At 71.2% G+C, this 18,393-nt stretch carries 19 protein-coding genes; 8 read left to right on the top strand and 11 right to left on the bottom strand.

Annotated elements, in window-relative coordinates; translation table 11 throughout:
• Nucleotides 1-63 precede the first annotated feature (63 nt).
• Nucleotides 64-735, top strand: coding sequence for a vancomycin high temperature exclusion protein (locus H4N58_RS14545; RefSeq protein WP_167004372.1), 672 nt, complete (start codon nucleotides 64-66; stop codon nucleotides 733-735).
• Nucleotides 736-744: 9 nt separating this feature from the next.
• On the opposite strand, the gene H4N58_RS14540 is transcribed toward H4N58_RS14545, so the two are convergent.
• The 5 genes from H4N58_RS14540 to H4N58_RS14525 all read right to left on the bottom strand — a co-directional run bounded on the left by H4N58_RS14540 (nucleotide 745) and on the right by H4N58_RS14525 (nucleotide 4,836).
• Nucleotides 745-1,350: a response regulator transcription factor gene (locus tag H4N58_RS14540; RefSeq protein WP_255490662.1), complete on the bottom strand. Its 606-nt coding sequence runs from the start codon at nucleotides 1,348-1,350 to the stop codon at nucleotides 745-747.
• Nucleotides 1,347-2,459 carry a sensor histidine kinase gene (locus H4N58_RS20715; RefSeq protein WP_243845074.1) on the bottom strand — a complete coding sequence of 371 codons (1,113 nt, stop codon included), beginning with the start codon at nucleotides 2,457-2,459 and terminating at the stop codon, nucleotides 1,347-1,349. Before H4N58_RS20715 ends, H4N58_RS14540 begins: the two co-directional genes overlap by 4 nt.
• Before the next feature lie 49 nt (nucleotides 2,460-2,508).
• The gene (locus tag H4N58_RS14535) at nucleotides 2,509-2,934 is read right to left on the bottom strand and encodes a DUF6069 family protein (protein ID WP_167004366.1); all 426 of its coding nucleotides are present in this window, start codon (nucleotides 2,932-2,934) and stop codon (nucleotides 2,509-2,511) included.
• A 118-nt stretch (nucleotides 2,935-3,052) separates the two neighbouring features.
• On the bottom strand, nucleotides 3,053-3,922 hold the full coding sequence (locus tag H4N58_RS14530) for an ABC transporter permease (RefSeq protein ID WP_167250063.1): 870 nt from the start codon (nucleotides 3,920-3,922) through the stop codon (nucleotides 3,053-3,055).
• Nucleotides 3,919-4,836 carry an ABC transporter ATP-binding protein gene (locus tag H4N58_RS14525; RefSeq protein ID WP_167250065.1) on the bottom strand — a complete coding sequence of 306 codons (918 nt, stop codon included), beginning with the start codon at nucleotides 4,834-4,836 and terminating at the stop codon, nucleotides 3,919-3,921. Before H4N58_RS14525 ends, H4N58_RS14530 begins: the two co-directional genes overlap by 4 nt.
• A gap of 131 nt (nucleotides 4,837-4,967) precedes the next feature.
• On the opposite strand from H4N58_RS14525, the gene H4N58_RS14520 reads away from it, so the two are divergent.
• From H4N58_RS14520 to erm, 3 genes are all read left to right on the top strand, one after another.
• On the top strand, nucleotides 4,968-6,071 hold the full coding sequence (locus H4N58_RS14520) for a sensor histidine kinase (protein ID WP_167250067.1): 1,104 nt from the start codon (nucleotides 4,968-4,970) through the stop codon (nucleotides 6,069-6,071).
• Nucleotides 6,068-6,718, top strand: a complete 651-nt coding sequence (locus H4N58_RS14515) for a response regulator transcription factor (protein ID WP_167250069.1) — start codon at nucleotides 6,068-6,070, stop codon at nucleotides 6,716-6,718. Before H4N58_RS14520 ends, H4N58_RS14515 begins: the two co-directional genes overlap by 4 nt.
• 223 nt (nucleotides 6,719-6,941) lie before the next feature.
• Nucleotides 6,942-7,709: a 23S ribosomal RNA methyltransferase Erm gene (gene erm / locus H4N58_RS14510; RefSeq protein WP_167250071.1), complete on the top strand. Its 768-nt coding sequence runs from the start codon at nucleotides 6,942-6,944 to the stop codon at nucleotides 7,707-7,709.
• A 3-nt stretch (nucleotides 7,710-7,712) separates the two neighbouring features.
• On the opposite strand, the gene H4N58_RS14505 is transcribed toward erm, so the two are convergent.
• Nucleotides 7,713-8,012 (bottom strand): ankyrin repeat domain-containing protein, encoded by a 300-nt coding sequence (locus tag H4N58_RS14505; RefSeq protein ID WP_167004349.1) that lies wholly within the window; start codon nucleotides 8,010-8,012, stop codon nucleotides 7,713-7,715.
• A gap of 35 nt (nucleotides 8,013-8,047) precedes the next feature.
• Complete coding sequence (locus H4N58_RS14500) at nucleotides 8,048-8,416, bottom strand: hypothetical protein (protein WP_167004346.1); 369 nt, start codon at nucleotides 8,414-8,416, stop codon at nucleotides 8,048-8,050.
• Between the two features lie 77 nt (nucleotides 8,417-8,493).
• Here H4N58_RS14500 and H4N58_RS14495 point away from each other — a divergent pair, with 77 nt between their 5' ends.
• Both H4N58_RS14495 and H4N58_RS14490 read left to right on the top strand, forming a co-directional pair.
• On the top strand, nucleotides 8,494-9,030 hold the full coding sequence (locus H4N58_RS14495) for a helix-turn-helix domain-containing protein (protein ID WP_167250073.1): 537 nt from the start codon (nucleotides 8,494-8,496) through the stop codon (nucleotides 9,028-9,030).
• A gap of 84 nt (nucleotides 9,031-9,114) precedes the next feature.
• The gene (locus H4N58_RS14490) at nucleotides 9,115-10,560 is read left to right on the top strand and encodes a DUF1254 domain-containing protein (protein WP_167250075.1); all 1,446 of its coding nucleotides are present in this window, start codon (nucleotides 9,115-9,117) and stop codon (nucleotides 10,558-10,560) included.
• Between the two features lie 24 nt (nucleotides 10,561-10,584).
• On the opposite strand, the gene H4N58_RS14485 is transcribed toward H4N58_RS14490, so the two are convergent.
• The 4 genes from H4N58_RS14485 to H4N58_RS14470 all read right to left on the bottom strand — a co-directional run bounded on the left by H4N58_RS14485 (nucleotide 10,585) and on the right by H4N58_RS14470 (nucleotide 17,425).
• Nucleotides 10,585-12,717: a DEAD/DEAH box helicase gene (locus H4N58_RS14485; RefSeq protein WP_347877935.1), complete on the bottom strand. Its 2,133-nt coding sequence runs from the start codon at nucleotides 12,715-12,717 to the stop codon at nucleotides 10,585-10,587.
• 290 nt (nucleotides 12,718-13,007) lie between these two features.
• On the bottom strand, nucleotides 13,008-15,797 hold the full coding sequence (locus H4N58_RS14480) for a DUF2804 family protein (RefSeq protein ID WP_182397102.1): 2,790 nt from the start codon (nucleotides 15,795-15,797) through the stop codon (nucleotides 13,008-13,010).
• Nucleotides 15,794-17,095, bottom strand: coding sequence for an MFS transporter (locus H4N58_RS14475; RefSeq protein ID WP_167250077.1), 1,302 nt, complete (start codon nucleotides 17,093-17,095; stop codon nucleotides 15,794-15,796). Before H4N58_RS14475 ends, H4N58_RS14480 begins: the two co-directional genes overlap by 4 nt.
• A 54-nt stretch (nucleotides 17,096-17,149) precedes the next feature.
• Nucleotides 17,150-17,425: a MerR family transcriptional regulator gene (locus H4N58_RS14470; protein WP_167004331.1), complete on the bottom strand. Its 276-nt coding sequence runs from the start codon at nucleotides 17,423-17,425 to the stop codon at nucleotides 17,150-17,152.
• Between the two features lie 106 nt (nucleotides 17,426-17,531).
• Between H4N58_RS14470 and H4N58_RS14465 the strand changes: the two genes are divergently transcribed.
• On the top strand, nucleotides 17,532-17,954 hold the full coding sequence (locus H4N58_RS14465; protein WP_167004328.1) for an Hsp20/alpha crystallin family protein: 423 nt from the start codon (nucleotides 17,532-17,534) through the stop codon (nucleotides 17,952-17,954).
• A gap of 145 nt (nucleotides 17,955-18,099) precedes the next feature.
• Nucleotides 18,100-18,330 carry a MaoC/PaaZ C-terminal domain-containing protein gene (locus H4N58_RS20445; protein ID WP_208322878.1) on the top strand — a complete coding sequence of 77 codons (231 nt, stop codon included), beginning with the start codon at nucleotides 18,100-18,102 and terminating at the stop codon, nucleotides 18,328-18,330.
• Nucleotides 18,331-18,393 lie beyond the last annotated feature (63 nt).

Genomic DNA, 18,393 nt, shown 5'->3' with positions numbered 1-18,393 from the left:
AGGTGGTGCCGAGAAGGTGTGAAGATCCTGTGCAGGTTGACCGCGTCGCCTACGCTCACCGGCATGAGTCGCCTGCGCCACCGCCTGATCATCGTCGCCGGGACCGCCGCGCTGTCGGGGGTCCTCGCGGTCGCTGCCGCGAACGCCGTCGTGGTGAAGCGGACCGACGACCGGGTCACCGACGACCCCGACGACCTACCGCACGCCCAGGTCGCGATCGTCCCCGGGTCGTGGGTGCTCCCCGACGGCAGGCTCGGCGCGGTCGTCCAGCAGCGCGTCGACGCGGCGGTCGCGCTCTATCGCGCGGGGACGGTCGACAAGGTCCTCGTCTCCGGCGACAACCGGACGCACGCGTACAACGAGCCCGACGCGATGCGCGATGCCGTCCTCCGTGCAGGGGTGCCGCCCGAGGACGTGTTCACCGACTACGCCGGCCGCAGCACGTGGCACACGATGCGCCGCGCCCGCGAGGTCTTCCGTGTCGAGACTGCCGTCGTCGTGACGCAGGACTTCCACATCGCGCGCGCCGTGGATCTCGCAAGCGCCGCCGGGATGGACGTACGAGGGCTCGGCGTCGGCGACGCCAACCGCCTGCGGGTCAGCGCACGTGAGCTGCTCGCCCGCGTACGGGGCCTCGGCGAGGCGACACTCCGTCCCGACGTCATGCAGGGACCCGAGATCCCCATCACCGGCGACGGCCGCACCTCCTGGGCCAAGCCCGAGGCGACGTCCTAGGCGCCGCGGTCAGAGCCAGCCGTTGCGTCGGGCGAGATGCGCTGCCTCGACCTTGTTGCGCGTCCCCGTCTTGCCGATCGCGCTGGACAGATAGTTGCGGATCGTGCTCTTCGAGAGGTGCATCCGCTCGGCGATGTCCGCGATCGTCGCCCCGTCCTCGGCGGTGGTGAGCACGCTTCGTTCGCGGTCGGTCAGAGGCGAGGCGGCTTCGCGCAAGGCGCGACGGGCGAGTGTTGCGTCGATGGCGGTGCCGCCGCCCGCGACGTGGCGGACGGTCGCGGCGAGGTGCTCCGCGGGATCGTCCTTGACGACGAAGCCGCTCGCGCCGGCCGCCATCGCACGCTGGACGTAGCCCGGCCGCGCGAACGTCGTCACGATCAGGACGCGGCACGCGGGCAACTCGCGAGCGAGGTCCTCGGCGGCGTCGAGACCGCTGCGCCCCGGCAGCTCGATGTCGAGCAGCGCGACATCCGGTCGAGAGCGGAGCGCGTGGGGGAGCACGTCGCGGCCGTCAGCCACCTGGTCGACGACCTCGAGATCGGGTTCGAGCCCGAGGAGCACCGCGAGGGCGCCGCGCATCATCGTCTGGTCCTCGGCCAGCAGCAGGCGGATCACCGCGATCGCTCCGTCGCCGCGTCCAGTGCTGCCGGCACACGTGCGGTGAGCGAGAACCCGTCGGGGCCGGGCGCGACCTCCAGCTCGCCGCCGGCGGCGACGAGGCGGGACCGAAGGCCGTCGAGGCCACCGATCCGTCCCTCGTGCTCCGGTGGCGGCGTCCCGACGCCGTCGTCGCAGACGCGGAGCTCGAACGACGTCCCACGACGTACGAGGTCGATCCTGCACGTGCTGGCGCTGGAGTGGCGGAGCACGTTCGTCACTCCTTCGCGCAGCGCCCATGCGAGCGGAGTGCCCACCGCGGGGTCGACCGACGACGTCGGCGTGTGCACGTCGGCACGGATGCCGGCGGCGGTCAGCGCGTCATGCGCTGCCTCGAGCTGCTCGGTGAGAGTCAGCGTTCGGACTGCGTGGACGGTCTCACGCACTTGCGTCAACGCGGTCCGCCCGATCTGCTCGATGTCGGCGGCGTGGACTGCAGCGGCGTCGGGGTCGGTGGGGACCAGTCGCCGGACTGCCTGCGCCTTCACCACCATGACGGAGAGGGTGTGCCCAAGCACGTCGTGAAGGTCGCGGGAGAACCGCTCGCGCTCGTCGGCGACGGCCGCGACGACGAGCTGCGCCCGGGTACGACGCAGTGCATCGGCGGTCGCCACCAGGTGGCTGAACGTCGCGGCCGCGGCTCCGGCGAGGGCGACGACGAACGCTTGCGAGTACACGTCCTCGACACTGGCGCCGCCGCGCGCGAGCGTTGAGGTCGCGAGCACGACCGCGAGGGTGATCGCGCCGAGAGCCACGGCCGGTCGGAAGGTGACCCCTGCCGTCATCGCGACGAGCAGCCACGCCGGAGGCCACCCGTCGTAGGCCAATGAGCCGATCCCGACCGAGACTGTCAGCACGACCCAGGCGGCCGTCGAGACGGTGCTCGAGCACGGCCAGCTCTTCAGGACCGCGACGACGCAGCTCGTGGCGGCGAGGGCGACCAGGCCCAGCGCGAGCACCACCGGGCCCGGTCCGGAGCGGACCTCAAGTGCCGGTGCCGCGAGGAGCACCGGCACCCACACCAGCACGGCGGCATGCCTAGGGAGGACTCGCGCGAGACGCGACACGGTGCTCACCGTACGCCCGGCGGGCTCTCCGTGGCCCCGCGGCTTGCGCTCACCGCAGCCGCCGCGAACGGTGCGCAGCGACGAGGACGACCACCGCGACGACCGCGTGCAGGGAGAGGAGTGCCCCCGTTGCCGCCGGTGACCGGGCGGCCGTCGGGCCGACGGCCGAGAGGAGCGTCCCGACGATCACGAGCGCTGTCCAGATCGGCAGTGCCCGAGCCGTGAGTCGCTCGAGGAGCCGCAGGATCAGCAGCCCGAGCAAGGCTCCGGCCGCTGCGGACGCGGCCACCGCCGCAACGCCGACCTCCTGCACCCCGTCGCCGGCCTCGACAGTGAGCTCGACGCCGGCAACCTTCGACGCGAACGTCCAGGCGATCATGGCGCACACGGTCGCAGCGGCGACGATGACGAGGTCGACGGTCCACGGCACGCGGGCGGCGGTGGGTCTGGTGCGGGGTGTGCTGACGGTAGACATCGGCGCTCCTTCGGTTCGGTGTCTTCGACCCTAGGCACCGAGGACCCCCTCACCGCAGAGGACGATGTCGCGAACGCGGCAGGACAGATGTCCTACCGCGCTCGCGAGCGAGGAGCTGTCAGGCCACGTCCCGTCGCCGGACTACGACGAGCACCAGCACCACGAGCCCGATGCAGTACGCCGCCACCGTCGCGAGCGCCTGGCCGCCGGTGAGGACCTCGAGGATGCCGGGAGTCTCGTTCGGGTTGGACGAGACGTCGACGATGGCGCCGACCAGCGAGCCGCCGGCCGTCCCGGGCAGGACCTCCGTCACCGCCTCGACCGGGCCGAGCAGCGCGCCCACCCCACGGAGCAGGTTCTCGACGACCAGGGCCCACACCAGTCCGAGCCCGACCGCCAGCGCGGGCCCCCGCGCCACGGTGCCGAGCGCATAGCCGAGCAGCGCCCACATCTCGAGCACCAGGAATCCGCCGCCGAAGGACTCGAGCAGCGCGCCAACCGACGGCCAGGTGACTGCCTGCGACTCCGTACCGGCAACGAGGAGCGAGACCCCGGTGAACAGCACGAGCGTCAGCGCGAGGCTGCCGAGGACTGCGGCGGTGAGCACGACGAGCGAGCCTCCGACCGTGGCGGGGCGCGACGGCCCCTGGGTGAAGACCGTCTTCCACGTCCCCCAGCCGTAGCCGTTGCCGGCCACGATCGCGCCGAGCACCAGCGCCAGCGCACCGCCGAACATCGGCAGCCCCTGGACGAGCACCGTCGGCAGCGCCGCAGGGAGCATCTCGACGAGCAGCTGCGCGCGGGTGTCGCCGTCGCCGGCGAAGCTGAGGTCGCCCGTCCGGTACGACAGGTACGGGAACAGATAGCCGAAGACCAGGGCCAGGGCGACCCAGACGGCCACCAGCACCCACACGGCCGGCCACTTGCGGAGCCGCAACAGCTCCGCCCGGGTGCTGCGCGTCATCGGGTTGTCGATCAGCGTGGTCATGCCACCTTCTCCTTCGTGGTCGGTGCCTCGGTGGTCATCTCGAAGAAGACCTCCTCGAGGCTGCGTTCGGTGGGGGACACCTCGTGGACGTCGACACCAGCCGCGACAAGGTCGCGGACGAGTGCGGGGGCAGCGGCCGCCGTCAGCGCGAGCTCGAGCCCGTGCGGCGTGCGGCGTACGGCGTCCTCGCCCGCGACGCGCATCGCGACCGCGATGGCCGCGTCCTCCGGGGTCGCGCGGACCCGTAGCGTCGCGTCACCGCGCAGCTCGTCGACCCGCGCCTCGCGCAGGAGCCGACCGTCGTTGATGACGCCGACGCGGTCGCAGATCTCCTGGACCTCGGCGAGGAGGTGGCTGGAGAGCAGCACGGTCTGGCCGCCGCGCGCGAGCGACACCACGAGAGCCCGCATGTCGGCCATCCCGGCCGGGTCGAGGCCGTTGGTGGGCTCGTCGAGCACGATCAGCTCCGGGTCGCCCATGAGCGCGGAGGCCACACCGAGCCGCTGCTTCATGCCGAGCGAGTACGCCTTGAACTTGTCATCCGCGCGGTCGGTCAGATCGACACGCGCGAGCGCAGCGTCGACGGCATCGTCGCCGAGGCCCCGGTAGCGGGCCATCGTCCGCAGGTTGTCCCGCCCGGACAGGTACGGGAAGAATCCCGGCCCCTCCACGAGCGCACCGACCCGTGCGGTCACGTCAGGACGTCCCGCAGGGCGTCCGAGGACGCTCGCCTCTCCAGCCGTGGGCCGGATCAGTCCGAGCATCATCCGCAGGGTCGTCGTCTTGCCGGCCCCGTTCGGGCCGAGGAATCCGTAGACCTCGCCCCGTCGTACGGTCATGCTGACCGAGTCCACGGCGAGTCGGTCGCCGTACCTCTTGGTCAGCCCGTCTGTCTGTACCACCAGATCGTCCATGCCCCCTACGGTCGTCGCCTGGGGCGCGGAAAGCGTCCGCCCTGACGCGGCTCCTCCGTACGCGGATCTGCGTACGCCGAAGCCTCGCGTGGCCGTACGCCGTAGGGCTCGCCGCGGTCTATCCTCGGCCCGTGAGCGACCGGCGCAGCGTCCTAGCGAACGCCCACGGTTGGTGGGCGATGGTGGTCGTCGTGCTGCTCGGCACGTTCGCGGCCAACCGCGACGTGGACCCTGGTCACGGCGAGGTGCTGGGCGCCGTGATCATCGCGGTGCTCGCCGTCCTTCCTACTGTGCTTCCGTGGCGACCTGAGGTCGCCGTCGTGGCCAGCGGCGTCTGCACGGCCGTCTACTTCGGCGCGGGTTTCGCGGACGGGCCTATCTTCTTGGCTCTTCCGACCGTGACGTTCGTGGTCGCGCTGCGGGCGACGTCGTGGAGGTGGGTGCCGTGGGCCGCCGGCGCCGCCCTCGTCGCCGCGAGCTCCCTGCTCGCCCGGATGCTCGTCACCGGCGCCGACCGTCCTCAGGAGGTCTGGCAAGCGATCGGGCTGCTGGCCGTGGTCGCCGCGGCGGGTGCCGTCGCCACCGCCGTGAGCCAGCTCGAGGCGTCGCGCGCCGACCGCAGCGCGCGTGCGGCGACCGAGGAGCAGCTGCGGATGGCGCAAGACCTGCACGACGGCGTCGGCCATGGCCTCGCGGTGATCGCGATGCAGGCCGGTGTCGCGCTGCACGTGCTCGACCGCGACCCGGCCAAGGCTCGCGAGAGCATCGAGGCGATCCGGGCGACGAGCCGCGAGTCGCTGGACGCGTTGCGCGCCGAGCTTGGGCGGATGTCGGGCGCGGAGGCCGCGCGCCGACCCGTACGGGGGATCGGCGACCTCGACGCGCTGCTCGACCGGGTGCGCGCGGGTGGGCTGGAGGTCGTCCGGACCGGTGACGTGGGCGATGTCGACGATCGTCTCGGCGAGGTCGTGTACGCGATCGCGCAAGAAGCGCTGACGAACGTCCTGCGGCATGCGAATGCCACGCGGGCCGTGCTCTCGCTCGTCCGGACCGGCGGAGAGCTGGTGGTCACCGTGAGCGACGACGGGCGTGGTGGCCCGACCTCCGGCCAGGATGAGGGCATGGGCATCTCGGGCATGCGGGCACGGCTCGGTGAGGTCGGCGGCGTGCTCGACGTCGGGCCGGCGGAAGGCACGGGCTTCCGTGTCCGTGCGACGCTCCCGGAGCAGCGGTGATCAGGGTGGCGCTGGTCGACGACCAGCCGCTCGTCCGGATGGGGTTGGCGACCCTCATCGAGACCGAGGACGACCTCGAGCTCGTGGGTGCGGCTGCCGACGGGCGCGAGGGGCTCGCGCTGATCCGCCGGACGACGCCCGACGTCGTGCTGTGCGACATCCGGATGCCGGTCCTCGACGGCCTCGCGCTGCTCACCGACGTGAACCGTGACGCCACGCTCGACGGTGTCCGCATCGTGATGCTGACGACGTTCGAGCTCGACGAGTACGTCTTCGAGGCGCTGCGCCACGGAGCAAGCGGCTTCCTGCTCAAGGACGCCGAGCCGACGGCGCTGCTCGACGGCATCCGCGTCGTGGCGGCCGGCGGCTCGCTGCTCGCCCCGTCGGTGACGCGTACCGTGATCGAGCGGTTCAGCGGGTCGTCCGCCGCGGCGCGCCCGCACCCGCGGCTGGACGACCTCACAGAGAGGGAGCGCGAGATCCTCGGCTGGGTCGCGACGGGCCGTTCCAACCAGGAGATCGCCGACGCGCTCGTGGTCAGTCCCGACACGGTCCGTACGCACGTGAGCCGCGCGATGGTCAAGCTCCACGCGCGAGACCGGGCGCAGCTCGTCGTCTTCGCGATCGAGTCCGGCCTTCGGCGCTGACCGAAAACCGGATGACGGCCGTCGCGGCGCTGCGTACGGTGACATCCATGAGTACGACTCCCGCGCTGGCTCGCGTGGCGACCCTCGTGGTGCGCCCCCGCCGAGCCTGACGGCGCGACCTTCTTCTCACCTTCCGCGCCGTCTTCCGGATGCCCCCGCACCCGGCAGCGCGTCGAACGACCCCCGCGTCCGGGTGCTCCTCTCCTCCGGTTGGAGCGCTCCCTTGCGATCACGCACCCCTCTTGGCGGCCGGCACGAGCTCGGCCAGAACTTCCTCCACCACCGTCCGACGATCGAGCGGATCGTCGCGCTCGTCCGTGCCACCGACGGGCCGATCCTCGAGATCGGCTGCGGCGACGGTGCTCTCACGTACCCGCTCGCGCGCCTCGGTCGTGACCTCGCCGCGGTCGACCTCGACCGACGCCGCGTCGATCGGCTCCGGTCGCGGCTTCCGTCGGTCACGGTCCGTCACGCCGACGCGCTCGACGTCAGGCTCGATCGTCCCGTGGTCGTCGGCAACGTCCCGTTCCACCTCACCACGCCGATCCTGCGGCGCTTGCTCCGCTCGCCCGGCTGGCGGCACGCCGTCCTGCTGACCCAGTGGGAGGTCGCGCGGAAGCGGGCCGGCGTCGGTGGGAGCACGATGATGACGGCGCAGAGCGCGCCGTGGTTCGCGTTCGGGCTGCACCAGCGCGTCCCGGCTCGCCACTTCACGCCGATGCCGAGCGTGGACGGTGGGATCCTCGCCGTCGACCGCCGAGAACGGCCGCTCGTCCCGGAAACCGAGCGCGCCCCGTACGAGCGCTTCGTCAAGGCGGTCTTCACCGGCCGTGGCTCCGGTCTGGAGCAGATCCTCGTACGGGCGGGCGGGGCACGTTCGGGTGAGGTCCGGCACGCGCTGCGGGACGCGGAGGTCGCGCGCGGAGCGCTGCCGAGGGAGCTCACGCCCGACCAGTGGGCCTCACTGTGGAGGCGGGTCGGGCAGTGGTAGTGCTCAGGCTCGGGCGCCGAGGTCGCGGAGCCGTGCCTCGAGCGCGGCCATGCGCATGTGACGCGCAGCCTGTACGGGGGTCTGCTCGTCGAGCTCGGACTCGAGGAGCGGGTCGGCACCGTGGTCGAGCAGGACGGTTGCGCTCTCCTCCTGCCCGGCCAGGATGCTCGCGACGAGCGCCGTCGACGGGAACTCCGGGTGGGCGTAGTCGACGTCCACGCCTTGGTCGAGGTGATAGCAGACCAGCTCGACGTCGCCCTTGCACGCCGCGCCGAACATGTCCTTCCAGTCGCCGCCGGACATCGCCCCTCCTGGTCGCCTCGAACTGGCGCCCCACCCTAGTAGCGGTGGTGGTGCGCGGTCGCGTCGATCGCCTGCGCGATCGCCGCCGCGTCGGGGCTGCTGAGCAGGAGCTCGTCGAAGCCGGTCGTCCCGCGATCGAGCGCGACGCGCAGCAGCGGCTGTCCGCGCCGCATTGAGACGAGGCGGCGTACGCCGGATGGGTGCCGGAACGTGCCGACCTTCAGATAGCCGGAGACGACGAGACCCGAACGGATCCCAAGGATCTCTGAGGTCCAGCCAGGCTCGACGGAGGTGTCGACGATCGCGTCCAGCGGGGCAGTGAAGGCGGACCGCCCTGCCATCCACCGCTCCCAGCCGGGGAACTCGAGATGGATGCCTGCGGCGTCGGCGCTGATGTGCGTCATGAACGTCCTCCGTCAACCTAGAATCAACCTGACGTTGCGAACATTATCATGATGAGAACAATGACGGGAGTCGATTCATGGCGCAGAGGTCGTCGGTCGCCGACGTGGTGATGCATCCGGTACGGCTGCGCATCGTCCAGCAGCTTGGTGGACGTCGCCTCACGACGGCGCAGCTCCGCGAGGCGTTGCCCGACGTCACGCAGGCGACCCTTTATCGCCACGTCGCGACGCTGGTCGAGGCCGGGATCCTCGAGGTCGTGGGAGAGCGGAGGGTGCGAGGAGCGGTCGAGCGCACGCTCGCGCTGGGCGAGCAGATGGCGCACGTCGACCAGGCCGAGCTCCGGGAGATGAGCGCCGCGCAGCTGCGTACGGCGTTCCTCACCTTCCTCGGTGACGTGAGTGCGAGCTTCGACAGGATCGTCGACCACCCCGAGGCGAGCCTTCGCGACTACCTCGGATTCGGGCGGGGGCCGCTCTACGTGACGGCGGACGACCTCGCCGCGATCCAGGCCGGGCTCGGCGACCTCCTCGCCCCGTACCTCACCGACGACGGCACCGGCAAGCGACGGGTCAGCCTCGCGACGATCCTCCTTCCCGAACCCGACGACGAGTGAGCAGCGAACAGAATCGGGCGCAGCACGCGCGGAGCCGCTAGCGTCTCGGACACGCTGCGCCGGCAGCACGAGAGGGGGACACCCATGACGGACGAGGTGCGGAGCTCGCACGCAGCGGACCTGGCACGGGCACTGGACGCGGTCAGCACACCGCCGACGATCACGACACCGCTGGGGGAGTTCACGCTGTTCGACGGCGTCCCGGTCGGAGATTCCGTCGGGCGGCTGTACGACAGCCTCGACTTCATGCGCGGGGTCGAGGTCTTCCTCAACGCGATGCCTGGGGCGTCGCTGGTGGCGATGCGCAGCGGCCTGCGCAGCGTCGGGATCACCGCGCCGCACCAGCTGGCGTACACCGATCCGCGGGCCAGCTCCAGCAGCTACTTCCTCACGCCCAACACGGCGACGACCTACGGCACGATGTTCCTCGACCTGCGGGCGAGCGGGCCGATCGTGATCGAGCCGCCGAAGCAGTCCCTGTGCGTCGTCGACGACTTCTGGTTCCGCTACGTCGCCGACATGGGGATCGCCGGACCGGACCGCGGCGAGGGCGGACGCTATCTGTTCCTGCCGCCCGGTTACGACGGTGACGTCCCGGAGGGCTACTTCGTCTCCCGCACATCGACGTACACCAACTGGGTGGTCTTCCGCGCACTCGGCGGCGTGCCCGCCCTGAAGGAGACGAAGGTCTACGCGCTCTCCGACGCGGCCGACCCGCCCGAGATGGACTACGTGAACATCGCCGGGCTCGCGTTCAACACCGTCCACGCCAACGACGTCACGTTCTACGAGGAGATCGACGAGCTCGTGCAGGAAGAGCCGACGACGGCGCTGGACCCGGAGCGGGCCGGCCAGCTCGCCGCCCTCGGCATCGTCCACGGCAAGCCCTTCGCGCCTGACGAACGGCTGCGGGACATCCTCGACGACGCGGCGAAGGCGGGAGCCGCGATCAGCCGTGCTCTCGTGTACGCGCCGCGCGACCCCGACGCATATCTCTACGAGGGGTCGTCCTGGCTGTCGGCCTTCACCGGCGGCAGCTACGAGTTCCTCCGAGACGGCGCGAGGCTCCTCGACTCACGGACGCAGTTCCACTACTTCGCGACGGTGATCACGCCCGCGATGGCGCATGCGCAGGTCGGCGCGGGCTCCGCGTACGCGTACGTCGCCCGCGACGCCGAGGGGGAGGTGCTCGACGGCGGGAGCACCTACACGCTCACGTTGCCGGCGGACCCTCCGGCGAAGAACTTCTGGTCGATCGACGTGTACGACACGCAGACCCGGTCGTTGCTGCAGACCGACGACCCGTACCCGAGCGTCATGAGCCTGACCGGCGACGTCGCCGCGAACACGGACGGGTCGATCACGGTCTGGTTCGGCCCGACCGCGCCCGAGGGTCGCGAGGCGAACTGGATCCAGACCGTGCCCGGCAAGAGCTGGTTCCCCATCCTGCGCCTGTACGGCCCTCTTGAGCCGTGGTTCGAGAAGACCTGGCGCCCTGGCGAGCTGGAGAGGCAGCCCGGCCCGCGATGACGCCGACCGGGCTGCGCTCCACCGTCAGTCGCCGCGCTCGACCAGCGCGTCCGTGAGCAGACCGACCAGGGCCTCCAGCTGGACGTCGGTCGAGGCCTTCTCGTCGACGACCTCGCCGTCGAGTGCCGTCGCGGCCAGGGCAGCCTTGGAGTCGATGAGCTCGGCGACCTTCGCGTCGATGGTCTGCGCGCCGATGATGCGCCACGCGGTGACCGGCTCGGCCTGACCGATGCGGTGCACCCGGTCGATCGCCTGGGTCTGCTCCGCATCGGTCCACGAGAGCTCGGCGAGCACGACGTTGGACGCGACCTGCAAGTTGACGCCCACTCCGGCAGCGGTCAGCGAGCACACGATGACCGCGACCTCGGGGTCGTTGACGAAGGCGTCGATGTCGCGCTGGCGCTGCGTCGAGGTCTGGTCGCCGCGGATCGTCGCGTAGCGCAGCCCGCGCTTGGCGAGCGTCTCCTCGGCCACGTCCATGACGTCGAGGTGCTTCGCGAAGAAGACGACCTTGCCGACGCTGCGGGCGAGCTGCGCGGTGTAGTCGGCGGCGAGCCCGGCCTTCGCCAGGCCGATCCGCCGCATCATCCCGAAGACGTTGCCCGTCTCGTTCGTGTCCTCCTCGCGCTCCCACTTGGCGACGAGGCGCACGAGCTCGTGGTCGATGCCGTCGACGACCTTGCCGGACGACCGGTGATCGAGGGCGTTGTCGTACCGGGCGACCATGCGGCGGGCGAGCACGCGCTCGGCCTCGCGGATCGAACGGCCGGTCTCGTCGTCGAGCTCCACCGGGATGTCCGCGATCCGGCGTGCGGGGATGTCGGCGGCGACGTCGAGCTTGCGGCGTCGCACGATGCCCATGTCGACGACGCATCGGCGCGCCGCGGCATAGAAGCCGGGCTCGCCGGGGGAGAGCCCGGTCTCCTCGAGCGCCGACATGAGCTCGGGGAGGGGCTTGCGGTCGTCGATCCAGCCGAGGAACTGCCAGATCGCGCGGAAGTCCTCGATGTCGTTGATGAGCGGCGTGCCGGTGAGCGCCATCAGCAGCGGGCGCATCGTCCGGGCGCGGATGCGCTCCGACAGCTCGAGCGCATGCTGCGAGCGCTGGGACTTGCGGTTCTTGATGAAGTGGGCCTCGTCGACCACCATGCCGCGGAAGCCGTGCTCGCCGAGCCAGCCGATGTGGCGGTCGAGGACCTCGTAGTTGACGACGACGATGTCGGCGAACCCGTCGATCGTGTTGCCGTCGCCGTGGATGACGGTCGCGCTGCGACGCGGCGTCCACAGGCCCGCCTCGCGTGCCCAGTTGATCTTGACGACGTTGGGGGCGACCACGAGGAGCGGGAACGCGTCGGCGGCCTGGGCCGCGAGCAGAGCCTGGGCGGTCTTGCCGAGGCCGGGCTCGTCGGCGAGCAGGAACGTCCTGTGCCCGTCGGTCGCGGCCGCGACGAGCTCTGCCTGGTGGGGCATGAGCTCGCGACCCTCACGGGTGCTCAGCGAGGTCGGGACCGGCAGCTTCATGCTCGACGCCGGCCCCCCGCGCTCGAACGAGCGGAGCAGGGGCTCGATCAGCTCCCAGTTGGCCAGACGCCCCGTACGAGGTCGGCTGGGGGTCGACGCTGTGGAGAAGTCCGGGGTGAGGAACGGGTTGGCGAGCTGTCGCGACACGACCGACTGGGGCCGGACCTGGCGCTCGGTCGTCGTCGGCGCGCTCGCCTCAGGCTCAGGCTCCGGCTCTTCCTCGACCTCGAGGCCGGCGGCGACCAGCATCTCGCGGCGGAGCCTGATCGCGGCGGGGGAGATGACGGCGTCGTCCGCGAGCAGCGTGAACAGAGAAGGATCGCGTGCCGCCGTGGTCGCGAGGATCGTGGCGATCCCGTCGAGGCGCTTGAGCTGCTCCGCGCGGCGGGCCTCGGGCATCTCGTCCTGCTTGACCCTCGCGCGCTCCTCGCGCACGAGCAACGCGATCACCTGGAACGCGGTCCGCGTGGACTCCGAGGCCGTCCCGCGCTGGACCGCACGCTCGACCTCTCGCACGGCCTGCGCAAGCAGGGGGAGGAGGCCGACGTTGTCGCCGTCGTTGGTGCGCTCACGCTGTGGTCGGCGAGAACCCCCCTTGCGGCGGGGGTCCGGTCGACGCTGGGCCGGTCGGGCCAACGATCCTCCTCGGATTCGGTACGCCTGCCGGGGTGCTGGCGCACCCCGACAGCCAGCCGGACGGCCTGGGCGAGACACGGAGGAGACGGTCGTTCCGTCTCCGATGCCTGCGCGCCGCGGCGAGTGAGCGATCGCCGAGCGAGTGCTCCTGGCGACGGACACCGGCCGCATCGGGGAGATGGCGAGCGCCGATGTCCTCGTGCGGGCTTCCGGATATGGCTGCGGAGTCGATGATACGCGCCCGGAGCGCCGTCGCGTCGGAGGATGTGTCTCGCGGCGTCATCTGGCTGTCACCAACGGTTGCGGACGTCCTCCGCCCAGCCGACGAGATCCTCGACGCGAACCCACGCCCCGGTGTCGTCGCGCACGTGTCCGGACCAGTGGCCGAAGCACTGGTGGCTCCGTGACGAGAACACCTTGAGGTCGGTCACCGACGCCTTCAGGTGGAACGGCGTGAACGTGAGGTCGACGGTGTCGCCCGTGATCCGCCACGGTGCCATCCAGTCGTCCGTGTCGTAGGCCCAGACCAGCTCCTCGCTGATCTTCGACAGGTGTCCGTCGACGACCAGCGCGTTCTCGACCGACCCGGTGCCGTCGGTCCACCTCCCGCCGACCTGGAGGCCGAGGACGCGACCATCGGTACGGCCGGAGCCGGCGCCCCAGTTCCAGTGGACCGCGTACGGCCAGCGGCCCCGCCCGTGGTCGAGCGTCGCCCAAGACTCGCCCTCGGGCACGGACACCGCCACGCCGTCGACGCGGAGCGTCCCGGTCGCGGGCCTCGCGACGTCCTTGACGGTGTACTGGAAGAGCCGATCCGTCCACGGCACCACGACGCCGAGGCACTCGTGCCCCACGGGCCGGTGCGCGACCACGTCGATTTCGACGCGCTCCGTACGTGCCCGCAGGCGCGTCCCGCCGTCGACCTCGTCGAGGGCGATCTGAAGGTTCTTGGTCGACGTTCGGGCCGGACCGGCGCCGAGCGTGCCGGGCAGCGTGGCGCTGCCGCCGAGCACGCCGATCGCGTCGTACGAGATCGTCTCGCCGCTGGTCCGGTCGAGCAGCCAGAGCCCGTGCACCGCCGCGTAGTCGATGTCCGAGACCACGAGCGCGACGATGTGGGTCGGCGTCGTCACCGCCCAGTACTCCCAGCGCTTGTTGCGACCCCTGCCCACGCGCCCTCGACCGACCCCGTCGGTGGTCACCAGCGGCGTACGCGTCCATCCGATGGCGTCCGGGTTGAGCCGTCCGTCGGGCAGGGTCAGCGACACCGGCGCCGTGATCTCGCGCTCGTGCACGGCGACAGGGAGCGCGGCTCCGCCGGCCGCGTGGTCGTGGCGCTGGCGCAGCCGCTGGTTCGAGGCGCGGACCGCCTCGGTGTCCACCTTGAGCACGCGGCGGTCGTACGTCATGAGGCCGTTGGTCTCGTCCTCGACGTCGGCCAGCTGGGTGTAGACGAACGCCGCCAGGCCCTTCTCGACCGCCGGTCCGACCTGGGCGTGCTGCAGGCGCAGGTACGCGCGCTCGAACGACGCCCGCTCGGCGTACTTGCGATAGCCGAACTCCTTGTCGTTCCACACGTGCCCGGTCACGCGGTAGGAGTAGCCGCCGTACTCCGACAGCACCGCCGCGCGCGGGTCCTCGGCGTCGCGGCGCGAGAGCCGGTACGGCCGGAAGTAGACGTGCCGGCTCGCCATGTCGCCGCCGCCCTGGTCGTACCAGCCGCTCACGTGGTCGACGGGCCTCGTCGGGTCGAGCTCCCTCACCCGTGCGGCGGCGGCCATCGCGTCGAACTGCCCCCATCCCTCGTTGAACGGCACCCAGGCGGCGACACTCGGCGCCGAGCGCAGCAGCGCCACAGTGGCGTCGAGCTCGTCGAGGAACTCGGTGCGCCCCTCCTCGTCCTGTCGTCCGAACAGCGCGTGGTGGGAGTCGGCGAGCGTCACCGGCAGGGCCACGGGCGTCGTGATGACGGCCGGGTTGTAGCGGCGCCCACCGTTGACCATGTCCTGCCAGACGAGCATCCCGAGGCGGTCGCAGTGGTGGTACCAGCGCATCGGCTCGATCTTGATGTGCTTGCGCAGCATCGTGAAGCCGAGCTCCTTGGCCGTACGGATGTCGTGGACCAGCGCCTCGTCCGACGGCGCGGTGTAGAGGCCGTCGGGCCAGTAGCCCTGGTCGAGCAGCCCGGCGTGCAGGTACGGCGCGCCGTTGAGCAGCAGGCGCGTACGGCCGTGCGCGTCGGGCCCGATCCCGAACGAGCGCATGCCGACATAGCTGGTGACGTGGTCGTCGCCGAGCCGCACCTCGACGTCGTACAGGAACGGGTCCTCGGGCGACCACCGGCGGAGGTCGTCGCCGAGCGGCAGGCGCGTCGGGACGCCGACCTCGACGCTCGTGCGGACGACCTCGTGGCCGTCCGCGCTCACGGCCACCTCCGCCGTACGGTCGCCGTCGCCGCCGGGCAGCACGCAGACCTCGACCTCACCGGTCTCGAGGGACGGCGTGAGGACGAGCTGGGCGACCCACTGGCGGGGGACCGACTCGAGCCAGACGGTCTGCCAGATCCCCGACTGCGGGGTGTACCAGATGCCGCCGCGCTCGAGCTTCTGCTTGCCGCGGCTGCGCCACGACGTGTCGGTGACGTCGCGGACGCGGACGACGAGCGCATGCTCGTCGCCGGTGAGGGCATCGGTCACGTCCAGCGTGAACGGGAGATAGCCGCCGCGGTGCTTGCCGACCCGCGTGCCGTCGACCCAGACCTCGCAGTCCTGGTCGACCGCGCCGAAGTGCAGCAGCACCCGGTCACGGACGAAGCCGTCGGGGAGCCGGACCGTCCGGCGGTACCAGAGCGCCTCGTCCGGCGTGAGCATCCGGTTCACGCCCGACAGCGGCGCCTCGGGAGAGAACGGCACGACGATCTCGCCGTCCCACCGTACGGGCGCCTCGGTCACGCCGGCCGGGGTGAACGCGTGCTCCCACCGTCCGTTGAGGTTCACGTACGAGTCGCGGACGAGCTGGGGACGGGGGTACTCGGGCAAGACGCGGTCGGGATCGAGGGCCTCGCCCCAGGTCGTGATCACGCGGTCGTCTCCAGGGTCTTCGGGAGGGGCCCGACCGTCCGCAGCCGGCGGGCGGGGATGACGAGGAACACCACGACGAGCGCGGCGGTGAGGAAGATCCACGGCGTCGGCACCTGCTTGACGACGCCGAGCTCGGTGAAGGTCTCGTCCGCGCTCGCGATCACCGCGGCGCCGAGGAACGGGCCGACGACCATGGGGATGAGGATCGCGAAGATCATCCGGAGACCCTGGACCTGTCCGGCCCGGTCGGTCGGGGTGAGGTTGCGGACGGTCGCGGAGAGAGCGGCAACGCCGAGCATGAAGCCTGCCATCATCACGATCCCGGCGCCGATGACCGCGAGCATGCCGCGGGCGGGGAACATCAGGAGCAGGCCGACGAGATAGATCCCGGCAACGGGCAGGATCGCCCGCGACGGGCCGACACGGTCGAGCACCCGTCCGCCGACGATGCTGATGACGGCCGCACCGATCAGGACCGAGGCGAGCACGATCGCGTAGCCCTCGATGTCGAGGTAGCGCTGGACGTAGATGATCAGGTACGGCAGGAAGACCTGCGTGCTCGTGCCGAGGATCGCCCACGCCACCAGGGCGATGTAGAGCGGCGGGTTGGCGCGCACGGTGCTCGGGCGCAGGCCGTGGACGACCGATGACAGATAGCTGCCTCCGGGGCGCGGCTGACGGGGCTCGCGCAGCCCGAACCAGGCGATCACGCCGACCACCGCGGTGACGCCGCCGATGATCGAGAAGAAGAGGACCCAGTGGCCGCCCCGGGTCAGCGGGTCGAGCGCGCCGAAGACCACCAGCATCGCGAGCAGCGGCATGGTGGCGAGCACGCCGTCGACCTTGCCGCGGTTGCCGGGGTTGGTGGAGTCGGTGACCCACGCGTTGAACGCGGCGTCGTTGGCGGTCGCGCCGAGGACGCTCATCACGCAGTCGAGCACGATGATCGTGATGACGGCGACCACGACCGCGTCGAGCATCGGCAGCATCGAGGCGGCGGCGTCGACGTTGACCAGTCCGAACGCGGCGGTGCACAGGCCCCACAGCACGTAGCCGCCCGCGATGAACTCGCGCCGCCGGCCGCTGCGGTCGGACGCGGCCCCGGCGAGGAGGGTAGCGATTGTCGCGGCGCACGCGCTGAGCGCGACCAGGGTCGCGAGCGCGGCGGGGGAGTCGGTGATCGTGTCGTAGACGAACACGTTGAGGTACATGTTCTCGACCGTCCAGGCCAGCTGCCCGGTTAGGCCGAGGACGACGACCCATGTCCAGAGGCGTCGGTCCGCCTGACGTTCATGCATGAGCGGGACTTTAGTGGCCCAGGTCACGCCGGACGTGGGCCGGGGCGCGTCCCGTCAGCGTCCTGCGGCGTCGCGCAGCACCGCGTTCTCGTCCTCGAGCTCGAGGACCCTCGCGATCCCGACGAGGTTGAGGCCGTCGTCGAGGAGCGCGATGATCCGGCGCAGGCGGACGACGTCGTCGTCGCTGTAGCGCCGCGTGCCTCCGCTCGTCCGGCTGGGCGTCACCAGGCCGACGCGTTCGTAGACGCGGAGGTTCTGGGCGGCGGTCCCTGCGAGCTCGGCGGCGACGGAGATCGCGTACACCGCCTGATGCGGGCTGCGTCCATCCATCGTCGTGGGTACCCCTTGCACTCGTGTCTTTCGCTTGCTATATAAAAACTATACCAACCGTTACAGAACATGCTCTGCATGTCGGAGTCTGTGGAGGTGAGAGACCATGCTCATGCGCACCGATCCGTTTCGTGAGCTCGACCGTCTGACCCAGCAGGTCTTCGGGACCGCTGCCCGACCGGCCGGGATGCCGATGGATGCCTGGCGTGAGGGTGACACGTTCGTGGTCGAGCTCGATCTTCCGGGCATCGAGCCCGGCTCGATCGACATCGACGTCGAGCGCAACGTCCTGACGGTCCGGGCCGACCGCCCGGCGCGTGAGGGCGTCGAGGAACTGATCGCCGCCGAGCGGCCGCGAGGCGTGTTCAGTCGTCAGCTCATCCTCGGCGACACGCTTGACACCGAGGCCGTCCAGGCACGCTACGCCGACGGCGTGCTCCGTGTGACGATCCCCGTTGCGGAGCGCGCTCGTCCGCGCAAGGTCGAGGTGGTTCGCGACAAGGGTGAGAGCCGCGCGATCAGCGCCTGACCATCACGGAGGCGGGGGCCGTACGCGGCCCCCGCCTCCTCGTCGGGGTGGACGTGGACGTGCGGTCGATCCTGCACGCCAGCCAGCGGGTCGAGGTGCATCGGCCGATCCCTCGCGCAGGCAGAGCCGAGGTGTGCGCCCGTCCGTGTCCTTACTGGTGTGCCGGTCGATCGGGGATCATGTCCTCGGCGGCCGCTCGGGGGGCGTCCGCGCGGTCGAGGCGCGGTTCTCCGGTGTCGTCTTCCCGGGGGAGACGCTGCGGACCGCGGTGTGGGTCTCCTCCGACCGGATCCTCTTCGCGACCCAGGTTGTCGATCGCGAGGGTGCGCCGGCGCTGACGGGCGGAGAGATCGTGCTGGCTCCAGCGGCGTCGTGACGGCGAGTCGGCCTGTGGGGTTGCGCTCGGCGAGCATCAAGAGCAAGGTCGGACATTAGGTGC

This window comes from Mumia sp. ZJ1417 (assembly GCF_014127285.1).
GTDB lineage: Bacteria > Actinomycetota > Actinomycetes > Propionibacteriales > Nocardioidaceae > Mumia.
Note: the sequence above shows the minus strand (reverse complement) of the source record. Positions and strands in the feature narration are given on the sequence as shown.